Origin of the sequence: Sphingobacterium hotanense (assembly GCF_008274825.1) — a bacterium.
GTDB classification, from domain to species: domain Bacteria; phylum Bacteroidota; class Bacteroidia; order Sphingobacteriales; family Sphingobacteriaceae; genus Sphingobacterium; species Sphingobacterium hotanense.
This window is the reverse complement of the sequence record NZ_CP030848.1, coordinates 1,511,434-1,530,507: the sequence shown is the minus strand read 5'-3', so window position 1 is coordinate 1,530,507 and position 19,074 is coordinate 1,511,434. Positions and strand designations below refer to the sequence as shown.

Genomic DNA, 19,074 nt, shown 5'->3' with positions numbered 1-19,074 from the left:
TATATAGAGAACAACTCAAAAACAAAATAGTTTGCTTTTTTTTAAACTGGTATTTTTCTATCGGCTTCTCTTTCCCAAATACGATGACCCTTCATGACTTCGATGAAATCGCCTGTTAAATCGTTAGCCGATTCAAGCACGACACCTTTGTCCAAGCCCTTCATTTTAATATAACTGAGATCAATCAAAGACTCCGCACCTTTTGCAAATGCCAAGGCTTTGCAATGTCTGTATCCCTCGTTAATAAATTGAATATAGTCGGGTTCCGATTTTAAAACTTCTATCGAGTCTCCCTCTGGCGTATAGAAGGCATCAAAGCATACGGAAGCGTCGGTTAAGTAAGAATGCTGAACTTCTTCCGTATCTCCTTCTTTATACTTCAGCGCGCCTACTTTTGTCGATATCAAAACTGCTTGTGCTTTCTCTGCTTTCAGTGCTTTTCTCATTTTGTCGACTGATTTCTTGCTCACGCCGTCAGCGACGAGGAACGCCACTTTTCGTGTTTCAATACTACCCTCTCCTGCTTTAGTCTCCATGCTTAACGCTGGCGATTTCTCAATTTCGGGTTTATTCGGTTTAATTGGGTAGTTTGGATGATTTTGACGTGCAAACTGCAAGGTCAATTCATCCAATTGCTGAGGAGGCTCAATCCCTAGGTTTTTACCAACGCCATTTGCTAATTTCTTATCGATTTGATTTAAAATTGCCAATTCGCGCCTACGCACGGCAACCGAATTGACCTTGGATAATTCAAAGCTAAAAGCGCTGATAATATGTTGTTGCTCGGCTTCAGATTGTGAATTGAAGAATAAGCGAGCTTGTGTAAAATGATCAGCAAATGAACTAGAACGTCCGCGGATCTTCTTCGCATCTATTTTTTCAGCATGCGATTCAAAACCTTTTTCACCTTTCAGCATCGCATGATATGGACATCCTCCACCTAAACTGTTTGGAAAATAGCTGACATTGCCTTTCAGAACGTCGGTTCTATGGAAGCCATCTTTTTGGTTGTTATATTTCCCATTAACGGGTCTATTAATCGGAAGTTCATGGAAATTCGGCCCACCAAGGCGATAGTTCTGTGTATCGGCATAAGAGAACACTCTACCCTGCAATAGCGGGTCGTTACTGAAGTCTATACCAGGTACTAAACGGCCTGGGTCGAATGCGATCTGCTCAGTTTCCGCAAAGAAGTTTTCCGGGTTTCTGTTCAGGGTCATTGTTCCTATAATTTGAACAGGCACAAGCTCTTCCGGTATTATTTTAGTAGGGTCAAGAATATCAAAAGAGTATTTCATCTCATCTTCTTCCGGAATCAACTGCACGCCTAAATCCCATTGCGGAAAGTCTCCATTATCGATGGCTTCCCATAAATCACGACGGTGAAAATCAGCATCGTATCCAGATATCTTTTGCGCTTCTTGCCAAGCTACCTGATGAACGCCCAATTTAGGTTTCCAATGGAACTTAACGAAAGTCGCCTTACCTTGGTCGTTGATGAATTTGAACGTATGGACACCAAAACCCTCCATCATTCTTAAAGAACGAGGGATAGCACGGTCGGACATAACCCACAACGACATATGCGCTGATTCGGGCATCAAAGAGATAAAATCCCAAAAGGTATCGTGTGCCGAAGCGGCTTGCGGAATTTCTTTGTCTGGTTCTGGTTTCACCGCATGTACGACGTCTGGAAACTGCATAGCATCCTGAATAAAGAAGACCGGGATATTGTTTCCGACAAGATCGTAATTCCCCTCTTCGGTATAGAATTTTACGGAGAAGCCACGTACATCGCGTGCTAGATCGGTAGATCCTTTAAAGCCCGCTACCGTAGAAAATCGAGTAAACAAGGGCGTCACAGTTCCTTTTTGTAGGAACTTGGCTCTTGTGTACTTGCTCATATCCGCCGTAGCTTCAAAAACACCATGTGCTCCGGATCCACGCGCGTGAACCACGCGCTCAGGAATACGCTCGCGATCAAAATGGGCTAGCTTATCCTGATAGATAAAATCTTCCAATAGAGATGGACCGCGTTCTCCAGCTTTTAACGTATTATTATTATCATGAATAGGAACCCCATCATTGGTTGTCATGGTCCGATTTTGATTATCAACAACATGAGCATCAATCTGAACAGTCTTAGGATTTGGCTTATTCTGTTTTTTCATAGTTAAGAGGATTGAGTGTTTTATTAATACGTTGTAACAACAATCCATCATGAAAAAGGTTCTTGGGAAATAAAAAAATCTAGCCTCTATATAACCTCATCGACATATATAGAGACTAGATTTGAGGCTTTAATTGCGCTTCTTAATTCTACGACGTTCTCAATACTTCCAGTGGCGATTTTCGCAAAACCGAAAGGCTGTTTAACAGTCCGATTATGACTGTCATTGCACTGACCAAAAGGATGAGCAGCAATACAAAGCCGATATTTGGAACAAATGCGCTTTCGAAGACAAAGATAGCGAGGATATTACTTGCTATCAGCGAGATGAACAGACCAGTAATTGCCGCTAATAGGCCGAGAAACATGTATTCGCTAATGGTAATAAGGAATATTTGTTTTCGACTCGCTCCTATCGTACGTAATAACACATTCTCACGAATACGCTGGTACTTACTGATCCGCACCGAAGAGATCAATACGACGATTCCGGTAAGAATACTGAATCCTCCGATAAATTGAATAATGAAACCGATTTTTTCTAGAATGTTGTTAAGAATAACTAGGATCGCATTCATATCGATTACCGAGACATTCGGAAACTGATTGACTACTTTTTGTTGAAACTGGCTCGCCTCCCGTTCTCCCGACACCTTGGTCATCATGAGATAAAATTGAGGGGCATCATCGATACTTCCTTTGGCAAAGACCATACGGAAATTTGACTGAAAGCGGTTCCAATCTACTTGCCGCAAGCTGCTCACTTTAGCAGGCAAACGCATTCCTTGGACATTCATCGTTAAGATGTCTCCGACTTTTACACCAATTCCTTCAGCGTAGCGTTCATCTAAAGATACCGAAGCCGTATCACCAGCGGCCACCTGTCCTACCCACTTCCCCGCTGTTACCTTCTCAGATGCAGAAAGGCTATCTCGGTAGGTCGCCCGTATCTCTCCGCGAAATGCACGATTAGAAATCTCAATGGTGGTATCTTTCAACACGTCTTTCAAGGAGGTGCCATTTACCTCTTCCATGAACATTGTTACGATCGGCACACTTTCTACTATTGGATAGCCCGCAGCCGTCGCCATATTTTGAAGGGAGTCCCGTTGAGATGGTTGAATATCAAACATCAGCATATTTGCCTCATTTTGCTCCGCAGAGACAGAAATGCGCTTCAGCAGAATATCCTGAACGAAATATAGGGTTGAAATTAACGTGGTTCCTAAGCCAATAGAGACGATCAAAATAACTGTTTGATTGGTCGGTCGCCAAAGATTGGAAAGTCCCTGGCGCCAAAGATATGGCCATTTAGAAGGGAAAAACTTGCGTATAAGCCAGGTAAAACCTTTCGCTACTCCATAGAGTAAAAAGAAAGTCAAGGATATCCCTAGGCTAAATAATAGGGTCTGTGTCCAATTCTCCATTTGTATCCTGGCGAACATAACAATGAAGCCAGCAATCAAAAGATAGATCCATCCCTTTAACGGGTCCTTAAAAAGCCCCTCATCATCATCTTGGACGCGCAAGGAATTCAGCGGAGATATATGCCGGACGGAAAGTAATGGCAATAAAGCAAATAATACCGCGATCACTAAACCGATGATAATCCCTTCAAAAATAGCAGGCCATACGATTTGTGTAGTCAACTGAACAGGAAGCACATCCTGCATCACAAAAGGGATGGCATACTGTATTGCCGTACCGAGCACAGCGCCGATAACTCCTCCGATCAATCCTATAGCAGCAAATTGAATCAGAAAGATAAAGAATGCTTGTTTTGCGGTCGTTCCTAAGCAACGGAGGATAGCAACCGACATCAACTTTTCCCGAACGTAGATCTGCACCGCAGAAGAAACTCCAATGCAGCCCAACAACAGCGCAACAAAGCCAACCAACTCCATAAAACTGGCCATATCAGCAAATGACCGTCCGGTGTTTTCTTTCGTCGTCGCAATGGTCGAACTCCGAAGCTGAAGCGTACTGAGTTTGTCTTTCCAATCCGCTATCTTCTTATCGACAGCAAAATTTTTAGGTAGTTTAAAATAGAAATGATATTCAATGCGGCTACCTTGCTGCTGTAGTCCCGCATCTTTCAACTGTTCCAAAGGGACGAACAGACTCGGAGCCATTGCGCCCGAAAAGGCACTCTGACCGGGTTGAGACGTCATGCTTCCCAAAATAGGATAGCTTTTAGTCCCTAACTGTACTGTATCTCCTAGAGAAGATTCATATTGTAAAAACAGCGAGTTGTCGATGTAGAGCCCTTCATTCTTTCCAAATTCTTTAAAAACGTGATCCGGATGAGTTTCTACAGCACCGTAAAATGGATATGGCCCTTCCAACGCCCTGACCTGAACAAATCGGGAAGCATTTGCCTTTGGAATACGTAGCATCGACATGAAGCGCTCCTCTTTAGCGAATCCTAAGCTGAGATCTTTAAGCGAATCAATAAAGGCTAAGGTCTCCGCTGTAGGTTTGCGATTGCTCTCCAAAGCTAAATCAGCACCAATCAACTCTGCCGCCTGATTATCAATATCAACTTTCAGGTTTCGATTGAACGAATTCATGGAAACCAAGGAGGCAATACCTAAGATAATAGATGATATAAATAGAAATAATCGAGATCTGTTCTTTCGACTATCTCGCCATGCCATTAAGAAGATCCATCGCCAATTCATTGAATCTGCCCTCCTTTAATGGGAATAACCTGTTGTGTCTTTGCAGCTAATTCAAGGTCGTGGGTGACTATAATAAGGGTCGTACCGGAAGCCCTATTGAGTTCAAAAAGCATCCCTTCAATAATTTGGCTTGTCGCCGCATCCAGGTTTCCAGTTGGTTCGTCGGCAAATAGAATCTTGGGTTTGTTCGCAAAAGCGCGAGCAAGCGATACGCGTTGCTGTTCACCTCCGGAAAGCTGCGAGGGATAATGATTGGCTCTTGCAGCAAGACCAACACGTTCCAGCAGCTCCATAGCGACTGCTTGATTATTGCGAATCCCCTTCAGCTCCATCGGAACCATAACATTTTCCAAAGCTGTCAACGTCGGCAATAGTTGGAAGTTCTGGAATACGAATCCCACATGTTCATTACGTATCTGTGCCAGCTTGTCTTCGCTTAACCCGGTTAATTCGATACCATTCAAGCGAATGGAGCCTTCGGAAGCCTGGTCAAGACCAGCACATAGGCCCAGCAAGGTGGATTTACCACTCCCCGACGGGCCTACGATGGCTACCGTCGCCCCTTCTTCCACTTGAATATTAATATCTTTTAAAACTGGAATATCCTTCCCTTCTAAGCTGTAGTTTTTGAAAACATGCTGTAATTCTAAAATCATAGTAGACATATATCACTAAAAGTATATCTTTTTTTGGTTAATTTAGTTCCATGAACTATATCAAAACGACTTTTTCGACATTATCAGCCATAATTTTACTTACGGCTTGCAATAATCCCCAAACGCAACAAGCGACTGAACAACAACAGGATACTGTAGTCCGAGAAGCGACACCCACTGAGAAAAAGCAGAATATTGTTTTCTTTGGTAATAGTTTAACTGCAGGCTTAGGTTTAGAGAATCAAACTGAGGCATTTCCTGCATTGATTCAACAGAAGATCGACTCATTAGGATTAAACTATACCTGCATTAATGCCGGTTTAAGCGGTGAGACAAGCGCTGGAGGAAAAGATCGTATTGATTGGTTACTGAAAGAACCTATCGACGTTTTTGTGCTGGAGTTAGGAGCAAATGACGGACTGAGAGGAATTAAACCTGAGGCCACGAAGAAGAATTTGGGGGAAATAGTCGATAAGGTTATCAAAGCTTATCCCAATTGTAAATTGGTATTGGCGGGGATGAAAGTTCCGCCGAGTATGGGCGAAGCTTATTTCAAAGAGTTCGAAGCAATCTTTCCAGCATTGGCTCAAGAAAAGAACATGACCTTGGTTCCTTTTCTACTAGATAATGTTGCTGGAATTACGAAGCTCAATCAACAAGACGCAGTGCATCCGACCAAGGAGGGACAGCTTATCCTAGCTGAGAATGTTTGGAAGCATTTAAAAGGCATCCTGTAATTCTGCATGCAGCGATTGCGAGCGCGTACGGTTCACCATCGCTATTGGTTCGAGGTATCCCGATATTTGATTGGCAGCACATCAGCGACGGAAAATATTGTTAATAAAAAAGGCCACCTACATCAGGTGGCCTTTATATTTTAACGTATTACCGATCGGCTACTTCACAAATACCTGTTGGGTTTGCTTTCCGAGTTGCACATGAGGAAACTGCTTATCAAAGTCGATCATGACATCACCTTCTTCAATCTTCCCATCCGCATTCGAATCCCATTCGATTGCTACATAATACTTCACCGAATCACCTTTAGTCACCTCAGGCTTTATAAGCTTTAGGTAATCCTTGGGCAATTCGAAATCCACGTTAAATGGGATGGCTTTTGCATCAAAGTCTGCCACAGCAATCTCCGTTGCTGCAGCATCAGCTAGGTTTGCTGCAACTGCAAATAAGGTGGCTTTTCCTTTTGTATTTGAAATGGTTGGCGTCGTTGTTCCGATAAACTCAACCCTTAATGCCTTTTCTTCTTTGAAAGATTCCGATGAGTTCTTCAAACCGCAGCTTGAGATCAGCATCGAAACACCTAAAATTAATAATAATTTACCCATAAATAATTTAATTTTCTTATTTAGATAAACGTATAAAATCGTATTACGCTAAATAAAAGGAAACAACCGTGCCAAAAATCTTTTCACTAAGAAAATTTAACGATTAACTAGACCTATAAAACATTAAAAATTGTCAGAAATTGAAATCTCTTAGATTTCGAAAACCTATCTTTGTCTGTTTTTAATTGCCCAACTAAACACATTCATGTTCAAATTCTCCATTCAAGACGTAAGACAAATCAATTGGAAGACGGAAATTCTCTCCGGCTTAACCGTCGCGATGACGATGATTCCGGAATCCTTATCCTTTGCGATCTTGGCAGGTCTAAGTCCGCTGACGGGATTATATGGAGCATTTTTAATGGGTTTAGTGACGTCGATCTTAGGAGGTAGACCAGGTATGGTATCCGGCGGTGCTGGAGCCACCATCGTCGTCTTGATCGCTTTAATTAGTTCGCATGGGGTGGAATATCTATTCGCAACAGTGGCACTCGCCGGAATATTACAGATAACAGTAGGTGCATTCAAACTGGGCAAGTTTGTGCGATTGATTCCTCAACCGGTCATGTTCGGCTTCTTAAATGGTCTCGCCATCATTATCTTTATGGCACAACTTGAACAGTTTAAAATCGTCGAAAACGGTGTAGCACAATGGATGACAAGTTCCATGCTTTATACCATGTTAGGATTAACAGCCTTGACCGTTGCGATTGTATTAATCGTCCCTAAAATCACCAAAGCGGTACCTTCATCTTTAATAGCAATCTTAATCGTATTTGCCATAGTACAGTTAATTGGCATCGATACGAAGAAGGTTGTAGATATCGCAAGTATTGCCGGAGACTTCCCTCCATTTCATATCCCGGCAGTTCCATTAAACTTAGAGACGCTGCAAATCATTTTCCCATATGCGTTGATTATGGCTTCAGTAGGTTTAATCGAATCATTATTAACGCTTAGTATGGTGGATGAACTGACGAACTCAAAAGGGTCCTCCAATAAGGAAGCCGTTGCACAAGGAACAGCTAATATCGTCAATGGATTTTTCACCGGTATGGGAGGTTGCGCGATGGTCGCGCAGACCCTAGTGAATATCAATGCAGGTGCGAGAACAAAACTATCCGCATTCATTGGAGCAATAACTATTCTAATTATCATCTTGGTAGGCGCTCCTTTTATCGAATTAATTCCACTTGCGGCACTCGTCGGTGTGATGATGATTGTAGCTATTACCACCTTCAAATGGGGCTTCTTTAAGATGCTGAGCAAAATGCCGAAGTCCGATATCTTTGTGGGCATTTTGGTCGCAGCGATTACCGTAGTGCTCCATAACCTTGCATTAGCCGTGCTCGTAGGTGTAATTATCTCCGCACTTGTCTTTGCATGGGACAGTGCTGTGCGGATCCGCGCAAGAAAATCAAACGATGAGTATGGCAATAAAGTGTATGAAATTTATGGGCCGCTGTTCTTTGGTTCAGTGACTCACTTCATGGACAAATTTGAGGTTGATCAAGATCCAGAGCGCATTATCATAGACTTCCGAGAATCAAGAATTGTCGACATGTCCGCCATCGATGCAGTCAATAAACTGACCTCTCGCTATGCTAGCCAACAGAAAACTGTAGTACTTCGTCATTTAAGCGAAGATTCGATTAAGCTATTAGACAATGCTAAAGGAATTATTGAGGTTAATATTCTAGAAGATCCGACTTACAAAGTCATGCCCAAAAAATAAAAAAACCGACTTTTTCAAGTCGGTTTTCCTGCATCAATATCAGATGTGCATTATCAAGTTTTATCTTCTATCCGAATTGCCCGTTAATATAATTCGCGGTCATTTCATTTAAAGGGTTTCCGAAAATCTGCTTCGTCGGTCCCTCTTCTTTCACTTCACCTAAATACATAAATACCGTTTTATCGGCAATACGTTGTGCCTGCTGCATATTGTGTGTCACAATAACAATGGTATAATTTTTCTTCAGATGAGTGATTAGTTCTTCAATCTTCAAGGTACTTACAGGGTCCAAAGCTGAACATGGCTCATCCATCAGAATTACTTCCGGACGTAAAGCCACTGCTCTCGCAATACATAATCGCTGCTGCTGACCACCAGATAAGCGAGTCGCCGGCATCTTCAAGTCATTCTTCACTTCTTCCCAAAGGAATGCCTCGCGCAATGCTTTCTCGATCACCCCCTTATCATGTGGGAGATTATTAATTTTCAAACCGTAAGCGATGTTATCATAGATACTCTTCGGAAATGGATTTGCCTTCTGAAACACCATCCCTATACGTTTTCTAATTTCCGTTACAGGAACACCTTTGGAATAAAGATTAAGTTCCTCCAGTTTCAAACTACCGTCAATCTTCGCATCGGGAGATAGGTCATGCATGCGGTTAAAACTTCTCAACAAAGTACTCTTCCCACATCCCGAAGGACCAATCAATGCCGTAATCTCATTCTCTGCAAAAGAAATGTTAACATTCTTTAATACATGCTTTGCTCCAAAGCTGATATTCAAATTTTCAGCTGATAATTTAGACTTCATTTTTTCTATACTTATAACGAATGTAGAACGCAGTAAGGTTCAATAAAAAGACAACAACAACAAGCACTAAAGCCGTTCCGTAAGCGATAGGACGAACCTCATCGATGGACTGATGCTGTGTCGATAACATATATAAGTGGTATGGCAATGCCATAAACTCTTGGTTGATAAATCCGGTGGTGCCATTGATATAGAATGCAGCACCCGTGAATAAAATCGGTGCGGTTTCACCAGCTGCGCGACTTAAAGTCAATACGACTCCCGTCAAAATACCTGACATCGCAGAGGGAATAACCACATCTTTGATGGTCTCAAACTTCGTTGCTCCCACTGCAAGCGCAGCTTCGCGCGTGCTGTTTGGAATTCGCATTAATGCCTCCTCGGTAGTTGTGATGATATAAGGCAAGGAAAGCAAGCCCAATGTTAATCCGGCAGCCAACAAGGACGTCCCGAGTTCCATAGACTGTACAAACAGTGCCAGACCAAATAAACCGTAAATGATACTCGGCACGCCTGATAGATTACGAATAGAAGCTCTGATTGTTCGGGTCAACCAATTGTCCTCCGCATATTCGTGCAAGTAAATCGCACAACAAACACCAAATGGTATCGAGAATATCGCGGTGATCAAAGTCAATAATACAGTTCCTATAATTGGAGTTAGAATTCCTCCCTTTGTCATTCCGTCTGTTGGAACAGTCGACACAAATTCCCATGAAAGTTGTCCAGCACCCTTGGAAACAATCTCCCAAATAACAACAACTAAAAAGAAACAAACCAGGGTGGTACTAGTCAATAGAGTACCCCATTCTACAACTTTAGATAATTTCGATGATCTATACTGCATGGAATTTTCTAAAACGGTTAATGAAATACTCCCCTAGCATATTTGCTGCAAGGGTCATCATAAATAGAACGGTTGCTATGGCATAAAGTGCAAAATAGTGCGTCGTTTGATAAGGTACTTCGCCCATTTCAATCGCAATTGTCGCTGTCATCGTTTTTACTGAGTCAAAGAAACCAGTCGGCATCAATGCGGCATTACCCGTTGCCATCAATACGGTCATCGTCTCTCCGATGGCACGCCCAACACCTAACATCACCGCAGCGATAATACCAGGCGCAGCAGCAGGAATGACGACTTTAATCAAAGTTTCCCATTTCGTCGCTCCGACACCATAGCTTGCTTCCTTATAAGTCTTCGGAACAGCGTGAATAGCATCCTCAGCAACAGTAATAATTGTAGGTAAAGCCATAACCGCTAAGAGGATAGCACCATTCAAAGCGTTTAAGCCATTCGACAAGTCCGCTAAACTAGCGATACCCGGACTCACTACTACAATACCTAAAAAGCCAATTACAACCGATGGAATTGCAGCCAACATCTCTACAGTAGGTTTCAAGATATTCTTAACTCTCGGACTCGCATATTCTGCGATAAAAGCGGCTGTACCAATTCCCAACGGAATAGCAATTAGCATCGCGCCGAATGTCACCAAAGTCGTACTTAGAATCAACGGAAGCATGCCATACTTCGGATCATTAGCCGTCGGATTCCACTCCATCCCTGTGATAAAGTCCAAAGGCTTTACATCCAGGAAAAAAGAAAAAGAATTATAAACTAGCATGGCAAGAATACCGCCTAATAATGCTAGAACCAGTAAACCTGTTGCTTTAAAAACATATTTAAAACAAAGGTCTAAAGACAATCGAGTTTTATATTTCATGTTGTTGATTTTCTAGCGTATAATAACCGTGATCTTCAATCAATTTTCTACCGATTCCACCACGCTCAAAGTTGATAAAAGGCCTTACTTTATCCCAGGATTTAGCCAATACAAATTGGTATAAGGGACGTTGGAAATAGTACAAGCTATTGTTAATAGCGTCAGGATCCAATGGAGAGTAAGCTACTGCAGTAGCATTTTCGCGAATCTTTAAAATCTTCACCTTCTGACCACTATTCGGATCATGAGCAACATAGCCAGCTCCCACATAACCAATACCCGTTTTATCAGCTTTTACTCCCTCAATAATCTGGGCATTACCAGTCATTTCCTTTGCAGTGTTGGAGAATTCAATCTTAAGCTTCTTCTTGATAAAAGAATGCGTTCCTGAACTGCTCTGTCTACCATAGATATTAATAGGCTGATCAACTTCAATGATCTCATTCCAGTTCTTGATCTTACCACTTAAAATCAGTCCTAGTGTATCTACAGAAAGCTCCTCCAAAGGCAGGTCTTTATGCACCACAAATGCCGTTGCATCTTCCGCGAATACAATCGTCTTTATCTCTATATCTTTCTCCTTAAATTGTTGAATCTCTTCATCCGATAATGGGCGCGATGAGTTTGCAATATCGGCTTGACCATTCATGAGCGAGGTTATCCCTAAACCAGAACCACCGCCAGAAATCGCAATACTGAAAGTGGGATCGAGCTCTGTGAATTCTTCAGCAAGGTTGACCGCCAAATTCACCTCTGTATCAGAGCCTTTCATCTTAATCGAACTCGTATTCGTACTACACGAATTGAAAAACAATAGAGAAATGACACAAAAACTCGGGAAATAGTTAATAATCTTTTGTTTCATCCCTACAAAATTGAGGTTTCAATATTACCTCAATGTTAAGCTAATATTATCGTAATGGTAGATTATCAGATTCATGTAAGAGAATTGTAAAGTTGATGAGAACTGAATATTAATTAGCGGCAAAAGTACAGCATAGTGCATAAAAAAAGCCGCCCAGCAGAGCTGGACGACTTCGATTATGAATTGTAAAAGGTTAGTTGAATATTATAACTTAACATCAAACATTAAGTGCTTGTCGCTACGGATAAAAGTAGACACTACTTCATACGATAATTTAGACTGTCCGGCTTCCGCGGTTAGGATTTGTTTAGACTCTGGATATAGAACAATCCGTTTTGTTCCATTTCCGGATTTCAACTGCATCTCAAAATAAAGATCAGAATTGTTCGATATTTCATAATACTTCGTTGTTGATCCTGAATTTTTATTTGTCTTTTCATGATACGGAGCACCAACCGAAACGCAAGCATTCATCAGATTTCTAACATGCTCTTCTTTGCCAAATAGATATTTACTAGACCATGCTACAGTACGTCCTGCTTCCAAAGCTTCTCGGATACCAGCTGCCGAACGATCTTTTGACATAATCAGCGTCATGGTGCGGTGTACACCCTCCTGCCCAATATTATAATCATGGGCAATTAGGTTATGAATATCCGTATTTCCGATAATGGTCAAATTACGGTCTAATGCCCAATCCAACGCTTTTTTATGAAATCCTAAACCATTCACTACTTCAATACCGTGAAGTTTCTTCTCCTGGTACATTTTTTCAACAAAATCAATCCATTCGTAAGAGCCTTCTATCGTCGTTGCCTTCCATCCCGGGTGATTCCAAAAAATAAAAGCCTTCTGAGCAGCAACCTTATCGATGGCTTCCTGATCTAAAGCAGAATCATTATTCTCAACCAAAGTAGAAGCGTCTTGGATAAACAGCGCATTGAAATGTCCTGGAGGAGTTTTACGAGTAACCTCTGTCCCTTTCACCAAAACAATATTATTTTCTTTTGCTAGTTCTACCGCCAAATCGTGGGAGCGATTATGATCTACTTTAACATCTTTTGAATGCGGATTGTATTCCATATGCTCGGTATAAGAGATTGCATCTAACCCTTCGCGCCATGCTTCCTGTACGCGGACATTAGGCCATACATGTCCGTCTGTAAAGACCGTATGCATATGGAAATCACATTTCAACACTTGGAGACCATTAACATTCGGAATATTTAAAATCTGACGCTTTGCAGGATATGCGAATTCTTGAAGGCGCATAATTCCAGGATCAGTCTGTGCCTGGAGAAACGAAACGCTTAATAGCAAAGCGCTTGCTAGGGCTGAAGTAAATTTCATGATAGAGGTTATTTTATTTTATCCAAAAATAAAAGCAGGTTATTAATAGAATATTAAATCTATGTTTAATTTTATTTAAAAACCCTTCCTCTAAGGCTATTTCGAAAGAGATTTCAACTAAAGATAAGAAATATCCGCTCGCTCTTTCGTTAATTGGAGCAAATTGTTGCGAAGTTTCGCTGATCCAAAATCAATCATCCCGATCTTTTTCACTACAATTTCTCCGTTTTTTGCGATGATGACAGTCATCGGGATAGAGTTCGTATGCATTTGTGAGGGCAATGCTGAACCTAAGGAGTATAAAGGAATACTATATTTTCTCTTTTTAAAGAATTTCGCCGCTTTCTCCGGATCCTGATCCATCTCAACAGCCGCAAATACAATATCCTCTTCAGACGCTAAAGAAGAATAAAGTTTTTCTAAAGAAGGTAGTTCAGCTATACAGGGCTGGCACCAGGTAGCCCAAAAATTCAAAACAATCACTTTCCCTTTCATTTCCGATAACTTGATCAGCTTTCCATCTTTATCAACCAATGCCAAGTCAGAGGAATCAACATCGCTGTCCGAAGTCACTGTTACTTCTTCCTGTGCAATTAGCTCAACAGAAGTAAAAAGAAAAAAAATCAAGAAAGAGAGGGCGAAAGGATATTTAAACTTCATGAATTACATTTTAAGAATACCAAACAAACGATTCCGTCTCAAAAATATGGAAAAACTATGTTTTTAAAAATTTTCATCATTCCATAAAAACCCCAACAGGGATGAAAACTCTTGATGGCCATAATCTGTCGCTTCAAAAAATTTCACTTTTCTACTAAGGTTTATCCGCCCCTGTCGTTTGAACAAGTAACAACCATTATAAACAACATGAAATTAAGTGCTGAAATTGCTGCTCTCATCAAGAAGCATTTAGAGGGAAATTTGTCATCAACCGACGCTATTGAATTGAACCAATGGCTTGAGGAAGATATAAGTCATCAACAGTTTTTCGATAAACTCATCCAAAGTGACGAACTGTATGAAGATGCACTTTCCTATTTACAACTAAAATCCGACGATAGCGAAGATTGGTTGAATAGCTTAAAAGCAAAAACTATTCAGAAAATAGACAGCCAGAAGGAAAGACCACTAAAACGCAGAAATAATTGGTTGGGATATGCCGCAGCAATCATACTTCTAGCCGCTATTTCATACGTTTTCCTAATCCCAAACTGGGAAAAACAAGCAAGTCAACTTCCAACTTCCTTTAGCGACATACAGCCAGCTGAGAATAAAGCCGAATTGAGACTCTCCAACGGTCAGACCATCCAATTAAGAGCTGATAAAGACGGAATAAAGATCAACGAGCAATTAACCTATCAAGACGGAACAGACTTACTCAAGCTCGATGATCAAGAACTTTCAAAGTTGACTGCGACCGTACAAGTTCCAAAAGGCGGGAAATATCAAGTCACCTTGCCCGACGGTTCAACGGTTTTTTTGAATGCTTCAAGTCAACTTAGTTATCCTTTAAGATTCCCTCAAGAGCGTAGAGTAGTGAAGTTAGAGGGTGAAGCCTACTTTTCGGTAAACGAATCTTACCATCAAGGGATGAAAAAGGCATTTATCGTAACATCACGAGATCAGGAAGTCCACGTAACGGGAACAGAGTTTAATATCTCTGCTTACCCCGACGAATCAGACATCACAACAACATTAGTGGAAGGAAGCGTCAATGTATTACATGGGCAGAAGCTGTCCAGCCTAAAACCGAATCAGCAGCTAACCTGGAAAAACAAAAAGGCGAGGGTTCAAACGGTGGATGTCACGAGCTTCATCGCCTGGAAAAACAACAAGTTCCTGTTCAACGAAACGGACTTACGCCAAGTAATGAAGGATATCTCTAGGTGGTACGACATCGAAGTGGGATATAATGGCACCATTCCGGCAACCTACTTCTACGGAGAGATCGAACGTAATAAAAACCTTGCAGAGGTGCTGACATTATTGGAAAAAAGCGGACTCAAATTTAAGCTAGATCATCAAGGTAAAGAACCTAAACTAATTGTACTCCCTTAAAATCATACCTATTAACGACAAACCATGAATAAATCGATACCACCCTGAACAGGCATCAGATTATCAAAAAAATACCGAACAATGGTTGCAACATTGCTCGGCAGATATTAAGATAATCTTGAGCCAAGAACGAAATGCTGAATTTAATCCTTAACCAATGTTTAATCCTAATTGTACAAAAATATGATTTTTATACAACAAAACGATGGTACGCGCAGTTGCGCAATACCAAAAATAAAACCATGGGTACTCCATATGAAATTAACCTTTTTTTTAACCGTCTTATGTGTGTTTAAGCTATCTGCAAATGGTTTCGCACAGCATGTCTCGCTAAAAGCGGTCAATAGCCCTCTGATTGAGGTCATGCGGAAAGTGCAGCAACAAAGTGGCACACCCTTTTTGCTGCAAGGAAAAGAATTAGCGAATACCAAGATTGACGCCGAATTGAAACAGGTCGAACTACAGAAAGCATTGGCTTTGATTCTCGCCGACAAACCCATCTCTTGGGAGATATCGGGCGGAACGATTATTCTCCGAACGGACCTGCAGAAACGATTGATCGATAATAGCGAGAAAAATCGAACCGCTGTTCAGCAACGAATCTCTGGAAAGGTCGTTGGCGACGATGGAAAACCGATTGCCCGAGCCTCGGTGACTGTCAAAGGTACCAACTTGGGAACAACAACAAATGAACAAGGTGATTTCGAATTGGAAAGTGTAAATAGCAATGCAACAATCGTTGTCACCTATCTCGGATACTTGCGCTCTGAAACTTCATTGAACGGTAGAACTGCCGTACGCATCAACCTTAAGGAAGAAATGAGCGATTTGGATGAGGTCATCGTTATTGGCTATGGAACTCAGAAAAAGAAATTAAACACGGGTGCAACTGTACAGGTTAAAGGGGAAGACATCGAAAAACTCAGCACGCCAAATGTACTCGAAGCCATGCAAAGCCAATCCCCCGGCGTCCAAATTACCCAAAGCTCAGGGATGCCCGGGGAGAATTATAAAGTCACGATACGCGGACTCGGAACGATACACAACTCCAACCCGCTATATGTTATAGATGGTGTACCGGGGGGTGACATCAATAACCTAAACCCTGCTGATATTGAAAGTATCGATGTATTGAAAGATGCAGCATCGGCGGCAATCTACGGTTCAAGAGCAGCTAACGGGATTATCCTTGTGACGACCAAACAAGGAAAAGCCGGCAAAATGTCTGTTTATCTCGATTCCTACTTAGGTATGCAGCAAGCGCAAAAGCTGCCCTCCCTCCTAACGGCAAAGGAATATATGATCATTCAAGATGAACGTCGATTTAATGAGGGTTCAACCCCGTATAATTGGGAAAGCATTATTCCGAAACAATACCAACAAATCCAAGATGGCACATGGAATGGCACAAATTGGATTAAAGAGGCGTACAACGAAAATGCAACCTTATTTAACACAGCAGTTTCTCTCCTCGGCGGAACTGACGCCTCCAAATTCTCCTTTGGTTATTCTAACAGCCACCGGGAGGGAATTTTTGGTAAACCGGTACAGCCAGACTACAAAAGAAATAACGTCCGCTTAAATTCCGATCATGTCATCCTAAAAAATGAAGCGTTCGATATCATCAAATTTGGCGAAAACATTACATATACATTTAATAAGAAAACGGGATTGGGTATCGGAAATATTTTCTGGAATGATATCCACAATTTGTTGGTTGGAAACCCATTGCTTCCACTCTACAATGCAGAAGGCGAATACTACGATCAACCAAGCAAAGTTGCCGACAAATGGGGATTGGATGGCGCTATCGCGAATCCTATTGCTGAGATGGTGTACCGCAGAGGTCAAAACTTAAGCAACAGTCACGCATTGAATATCAATGCCTACCTGGAAGTGCAACCCATTAAAAATCTAAAATGGAGAAGCAGCTTCGGCTATAAAATGAACAGTTACAACTACAGACAATACACCCCCGCCTACCAACTATCAACCACTTTGGTCAACGCTGATGACGATATTTCCCAAAATCAAGGAATGGGATACAGTTGGGTCGTTGAAAACACAGTAAACTACCGTTATGCGACGAACGGTGGCCATGATTTCGACTTCCTCATCGGTCAGTCTTTAGAGAAATCAGGCATGGGCTCGGACCTAAGTGCGACACATACCAACTCATCCTTCCCAAATAGCTGGGAACATGCTTGGATCTCCAATGCCCAAGGCTATGATGGCTATATTCCTGCAGTAAGCGGAATGGGATGGGGACAAGGAAGCCTTGCTTCATTCTTTGCGCGTGCGATATACAACTATAAGGAAAAATATATGGCCAGTGTAAGTCTCCGTGCCGATGGCTCCTCCAATTTCGCAACGGGCGAACGATGGGGATACTACCCTTCTGTTTCTGTTGGTTGGCTATTGAGCAGCGAAGACTTTATGGAAGCATCCTCCGAATGGCTGGACTTCTTTAAATTACGCGCCAGCTGGGGACAAAATGGTAATCAAAGTATCCCGAACTTCAATTACCTTTCCACCGTAGCCATCGATAATCGCAATGGCTATTATTTCGGAAACAATAAGAATACGTTGATTAAGGGCGCTTACCCTGATATTCTCTCCAATCCAATTGTCACTTGGGAAACCTCAGACCAACTTAATATAGGCTTCGACGCTCGCTTCGCAAAAGATAGGCTCGCAGTTGTATTCGACTGGTACAACAAGAAAACAATTGACTGGTTGGTACAAGCGCCGATCCCAAAAATATTCGGAACGGGTGCACCCTATGTGAACGGTGGTGAAGTTCAAAATAAGGGTGTCGAACTCGGCTTAAACTGGAGCGATAAGAAACAGGATTTCCGTTATAGCATAGGAATAAATGGAGCCTACAATAAAAACAAAGTGTTGAAAATCGAAAATGATGAAGGCATTATCCACGGCGAGAACCATGTGCTGAGTCAAGGAACCACGGAAATGTATCGTGCACAGGTTGACTTCCCAATTGGCTATTTCTACGGATACAGAACAAACGGAGTCTTCCAAACACAAGAACAGATTAATGAGCTTAGGGCCAATGGAGTTGGGGTATTACCAACTGCACAACCGGGAGATCTTTATTTTGTGGATACAAACCAAGACGGCTCCATCACTGATGCGGATAAAGTAATGATTGGAAATCCACATCCCGACTTTACTGCAGGTATGAATATCAGCTTAGGCTATAAAGGCTTCGACTTCGCAGCAACTGCTTTCGGTGCCTTCGGCCAACAGGTGGCTAAATCCTACCGCTCATTTGCAGATAGTCCCTTGCAGAATTATACGACGGAAATATTCGGTAGATGGCATGGCGAAGGAACCTCCAACAAGATACCTAGGCTAACCTCGGGAAGTCACACCAACAATCAATATGTGTCCGACTTATATATTGAAGATGCAGATTTCCTGAAACTGCAGAATATTACTATCGGTTATGACTTTGCTAAGCTATTTCCAAAGTTACCATTCAGCCAAACACGTCTTTATTTCACCGTACAAAACCTTTACACCTTTACCGGCTATTCAGGCATGGACCCTGAAGTCGGATACGGAGATACGGCACCTTGGGTTTCCGGAATCGATCTGGGATTCTATCCACAGCCTAGGACTTATATGTTTGGTATTAACCTTAAATTTTAATCG

14 protein-coding genes are annotated in these 19,074 nt (G+C 41.8%); 4 read left to right on the top strand and 10 right to left on the bottom strand.

The window, feature by feature from the left end:
* Positions 1–41: 41 nt before the first annotated feature.
* The 3 genes from DSM08_RS06435 to DSM08_RS06425 all read right to left on the bottom strand — a co-directional run bounded on the left by DSM08_RS06435 (position 42) and on the right by DSM08_RS06425 (position 5,507).
* Positions 42–2,171: a catalase gene (locus DSM08_RS06435; protein ID WP_149525385.1), complete on the bottom strand. Its 2,130-nt coding sequence runs from the start codon at positions 2,169–2,171 to the stop codon at positions 42–44.
* A gap of 148 nt (positions 2,172–2,319) precedes the next feature.
* Complete coding sequence (locus tag DSM08_RS06430) at positions 2,320–4,851, bottom strand: ABC transporter permease (protein WP_149525384.1); 2,532 nt, start codon at positions 4,849–4,851, stop codon at positions 2,320–2,322.
* Positions 4,848–5,507 (bottom strand): ABC transporter ATP-binding protein, encoded by a 660-nt coding sequence (locus tag DSM08_RS06425; RefSeq protein ID WP_246172493.1) that lies wholly within the window; start codon positions 5,505–5,507, stop codon positions 4,848–4,850. Before DSM08_RS06425 ends, DSM08_RS06430 begins: the two co-directional genes overlap by 4 nt.
* Positions 5,508–5,557: 50 nt before the next feature.
* On the opposite strand from DSM08_RS06425, the gene DSM08_RS06420 reads away from it, so the two are divergent.
* Positions 5,558–6,244: an arylesterase gene (locus DSM08_RS06420; RefSeq protein WP_149525382.1), complete on the top strand. Its 687-nt coding sequence runs from the start codon at positions 5,558–5,560 to the stop codon at positions 6,242–6,244.
* 159 nt (positions 6,245–6,403) lie between these two features.
* Here the strand turns inward: DSM08_RS06420 and DSM08_RS06415 are convergent, their stop codons facing one another.
* Complete coding sequence (locus DSM08_RS06415; RefSeq protein WP_149525381.1) at positions 6,404–6,850, bottom strand: hypothetical protein; 447 nt, start codon at positions 6,848–6,850, stop codon at positions 6,404–6,406.
* 205 nt (positions 6,851–7,055) lie between these two features.
* Between DSM08_RS06415 and DSM08_RS06410 the strand changes: the two genes are divergently transcribed.
* A complete protein-coding gene (locus tag DSM08_RS06410; protein ID WP_149525380.1) occupies positions 7,056–8,585 on the top strand; it encodes a SulP family inorganic anion transporter in 1,530 nt (509 codons plus the stop codon).
* 67 nt (positions 8,586–8,652) lie between these two features.
* On the opposite strand, the gene pstB is transcribed toward DSM08_RS06410, so the two are convergent.
* The 6 genes from pstB to DSM08_RS06380 all read right to left on the bottom strand — a co-directional run bounded on the left by pstB (position 8,653) and on the right by DSM08_RS06380 (position 14,001).
* A complete protein-coding gene (pstB, locus tag DSM08_RS06405; RefSeq protein ID WP_149525379.1) occupies positions 8,653–9,399 on the bottom strand; it encodes a phosphate ABC transporter ATP-binding protein PstB in 747 nt (248 codons plus the stop codon).
* Positions 9,389–10,246, bottom strand: a complete 858-nt coding sequence (pstA, locus tag DSM08_RS06400) for a phosphate ABC transporter permease PstA (RefSeq protein WP_149525378.1) — start codon at positions 10,244–10,246, stop codon at positions 9,389–9,391. The genes pstB and pstA overlap by 11 nt, the downstream gene beginning before the upstream one ends.
* Positions 10,236–11,126 carry a phosphate ABC transporter permease subunit PstC gene (gene pstC / locus DSM08_RS06395; RefSeq protein ID WP_149525377.1) on the bottom strand — a complete coding sequence of 297 codons (891 nt, stop codon included), beginning with the start codon at positions 11,124–11,126 and terminating at the stop codon, positions 10,236–10,238. Before pstC ends, pstA begins: the two co-directional genes overlap by 11 nt.
* Positions 11,116–11,991: a PstS family phosphate ABC transporter substrate-binding protein gene (locus DSM08_RS06390; RefSeq protein ID WP_149525376.1), complete on the bottom strand. Its 876-nt coding sequence runs from the start codon at positions 11,989–11,991 to the stop codon at positions 11,116–11,118. Before DSM08_RS06390 ends, pstC begins: the two co-directional genes overlap by 11 nt.
* A gap of 204 nt (positions 11,992–12,195) precedes the next feature.
* Positions 12,196–13,341 (bottom strand): Sb-PDE family phosphodiesterase, encoded by a 1,146-nt coding sequence (locus DSM08_RS06385; RefSeq protein ID WP_149525375.1) that lies wholly within the window; start codon positions 13,339–13,341, stop codon positions 12,196–12,198.
* Between the two features lie 117 nt (positions 13,342–13,458).
* Complete coding sequence (locus DSM08_RS06380; RefSeq protein WP_149525374.1) at positions 13,459–14,001, bottom strand: TlpA family protein disulfide reductase; 543 nt, start codon at positions 13,999–14,001, stop codon at positions 13,459–13,461.
* A 207-nt stretch (positions 14,002–14,208) separates the two neighbouring features.
* Here DSM08_RS06380 and DSM08_RS06375 point away from each other — a divergent pair, with 207 nt between their 5' ends.
* Positions 14,209–15,399, top strand: coding sequence for a FecR family protein (locus DSM08_RS06375; RefSeq protein ID WP_187773991.1), 1,191 nt, complete (start codon positions 14,209–14,211; stop codon positions 15,397–15,399).
* A gap of 255 nt (positions 15,400–15,654) precedes the next feature.
* Complete coding sequence (locus DSM08_RS06370) at positions 15,655–19,071, top strand: SusC/RagA family TonB-linked outer membrane protein (protein ID WP_246172492.1); 3,417 nt, start codon at positions 15,655–15,657, stop codon at positions 19,069–19,071.
* The last annotated feature ends 3 nt before the right edge of the window (positions 19,072–19,074 follow it).

What these genes read in the sequence shown, in the direction of transcription:
- pstC (WP_149525377.1), bottom strand. Translation starts at nt 11,126, where the DNA reads ATGAAATATAAAACTCGATTGTCTTTAGACCTTTGTTTTAAATATGTT.
- DSM08_RS06415 (WP_149525381.1), bottom strand. Translation starts at nt 6,850, where the DNA reads ATGGGTAAATTATTATTAATTTTAGGTGTTTCGATGCTGATCTCAAGC.
- DSM08_RS06420 (WP_149525382.1), top strand. Translation starts at nt 5,558, where the DNA reads ATGAACTATATCAAAACGACTTTTTCGACATTATCAGCCATAATTTTA.
- DSM08_RS06370 (WP_246172492.1), top strand. Translation starts at nt 15,655, where the DNA reads ATGAAATTAACCTTTTTTTTAACCGTCTTATGTGTGTTTAAGCTATCT.
- pstB (WP_149525379.1), bottom strand. Translation starts at nt 9,399, where the DNA reads ATGAAGTCTAAATTATCAGCTGAAAATTTGAATATCAGCTTTGGAGCA.
- pstA (WP_149525378.1), bottom strand. Translation starts at nt 10,246, where the DNA reads ATGCAGTATAGATCATCGAAATTATCTAAAGTTGTAGAATGGGGTACT.
- DSM08_RS06430 (WP_149525384.1), bottom strand. Translation starts at nt 4,851, where the DNA reads ATGAATTGGCGATGGATCTTCTTAATGGCATGGCGAGATAGTCGAAAG.
- DSM08_RS06380 (WP_149525374.1), bottom strand. Translation starts at nt 14,001, where the DNA reads ATGAAGTTTAAATATCCTTTCGCCCTCTCTTTCTTGATTTTTTTTCTT.
- DSM08_RS06410 (WP_149525380.1), top strand. Translation starts at nt 7,056, where the DNA reads ATGTTCAAATTCTCCATTCAAGACGTAAGACAAATCAATTGGAAGACG.
- DSM08_RS06425 (WP_246172493.1), bottom strand. Translation starts at nt 5,507, where the DNA reads ATGATTTTAGAATTACAGCATGTTTTCAAAAACTACAGCTTAGAAGGG.
- DSM08_RS06435 (WP_149525385.1), bottom strand. Translation starts at nt 2,171, where the DNA reads ATGAAAAAACAGAATAAGCCAAATCCTAAGACTGTTCAGATTGATGCT.
- DSM08_RS06390 (WP_149525376.1), bottom strand. Translation starts at nt 11,991, where the DNA reads ATGAAACAAAAGATTATTAACTATTTCCCGAGTTTTTGTGTCATTTCT.
- DSM08_RS06385 (WP_149525375.1), bottom strand. Translation starts at nt 13,341, where the DNA reads ATGAAATTTACTTCAGCCCTAGCAAGCGCTTTGCTATTAAGCGTTTCG.
- DSM08_RS06375 (WP_187773991.1), top strand. Translation starts at nt 14,209, where the DNA reads ATGAAATTAAGTGCTGAAATTGCTGCTCTCATCAAGAAGCATTTAGAG.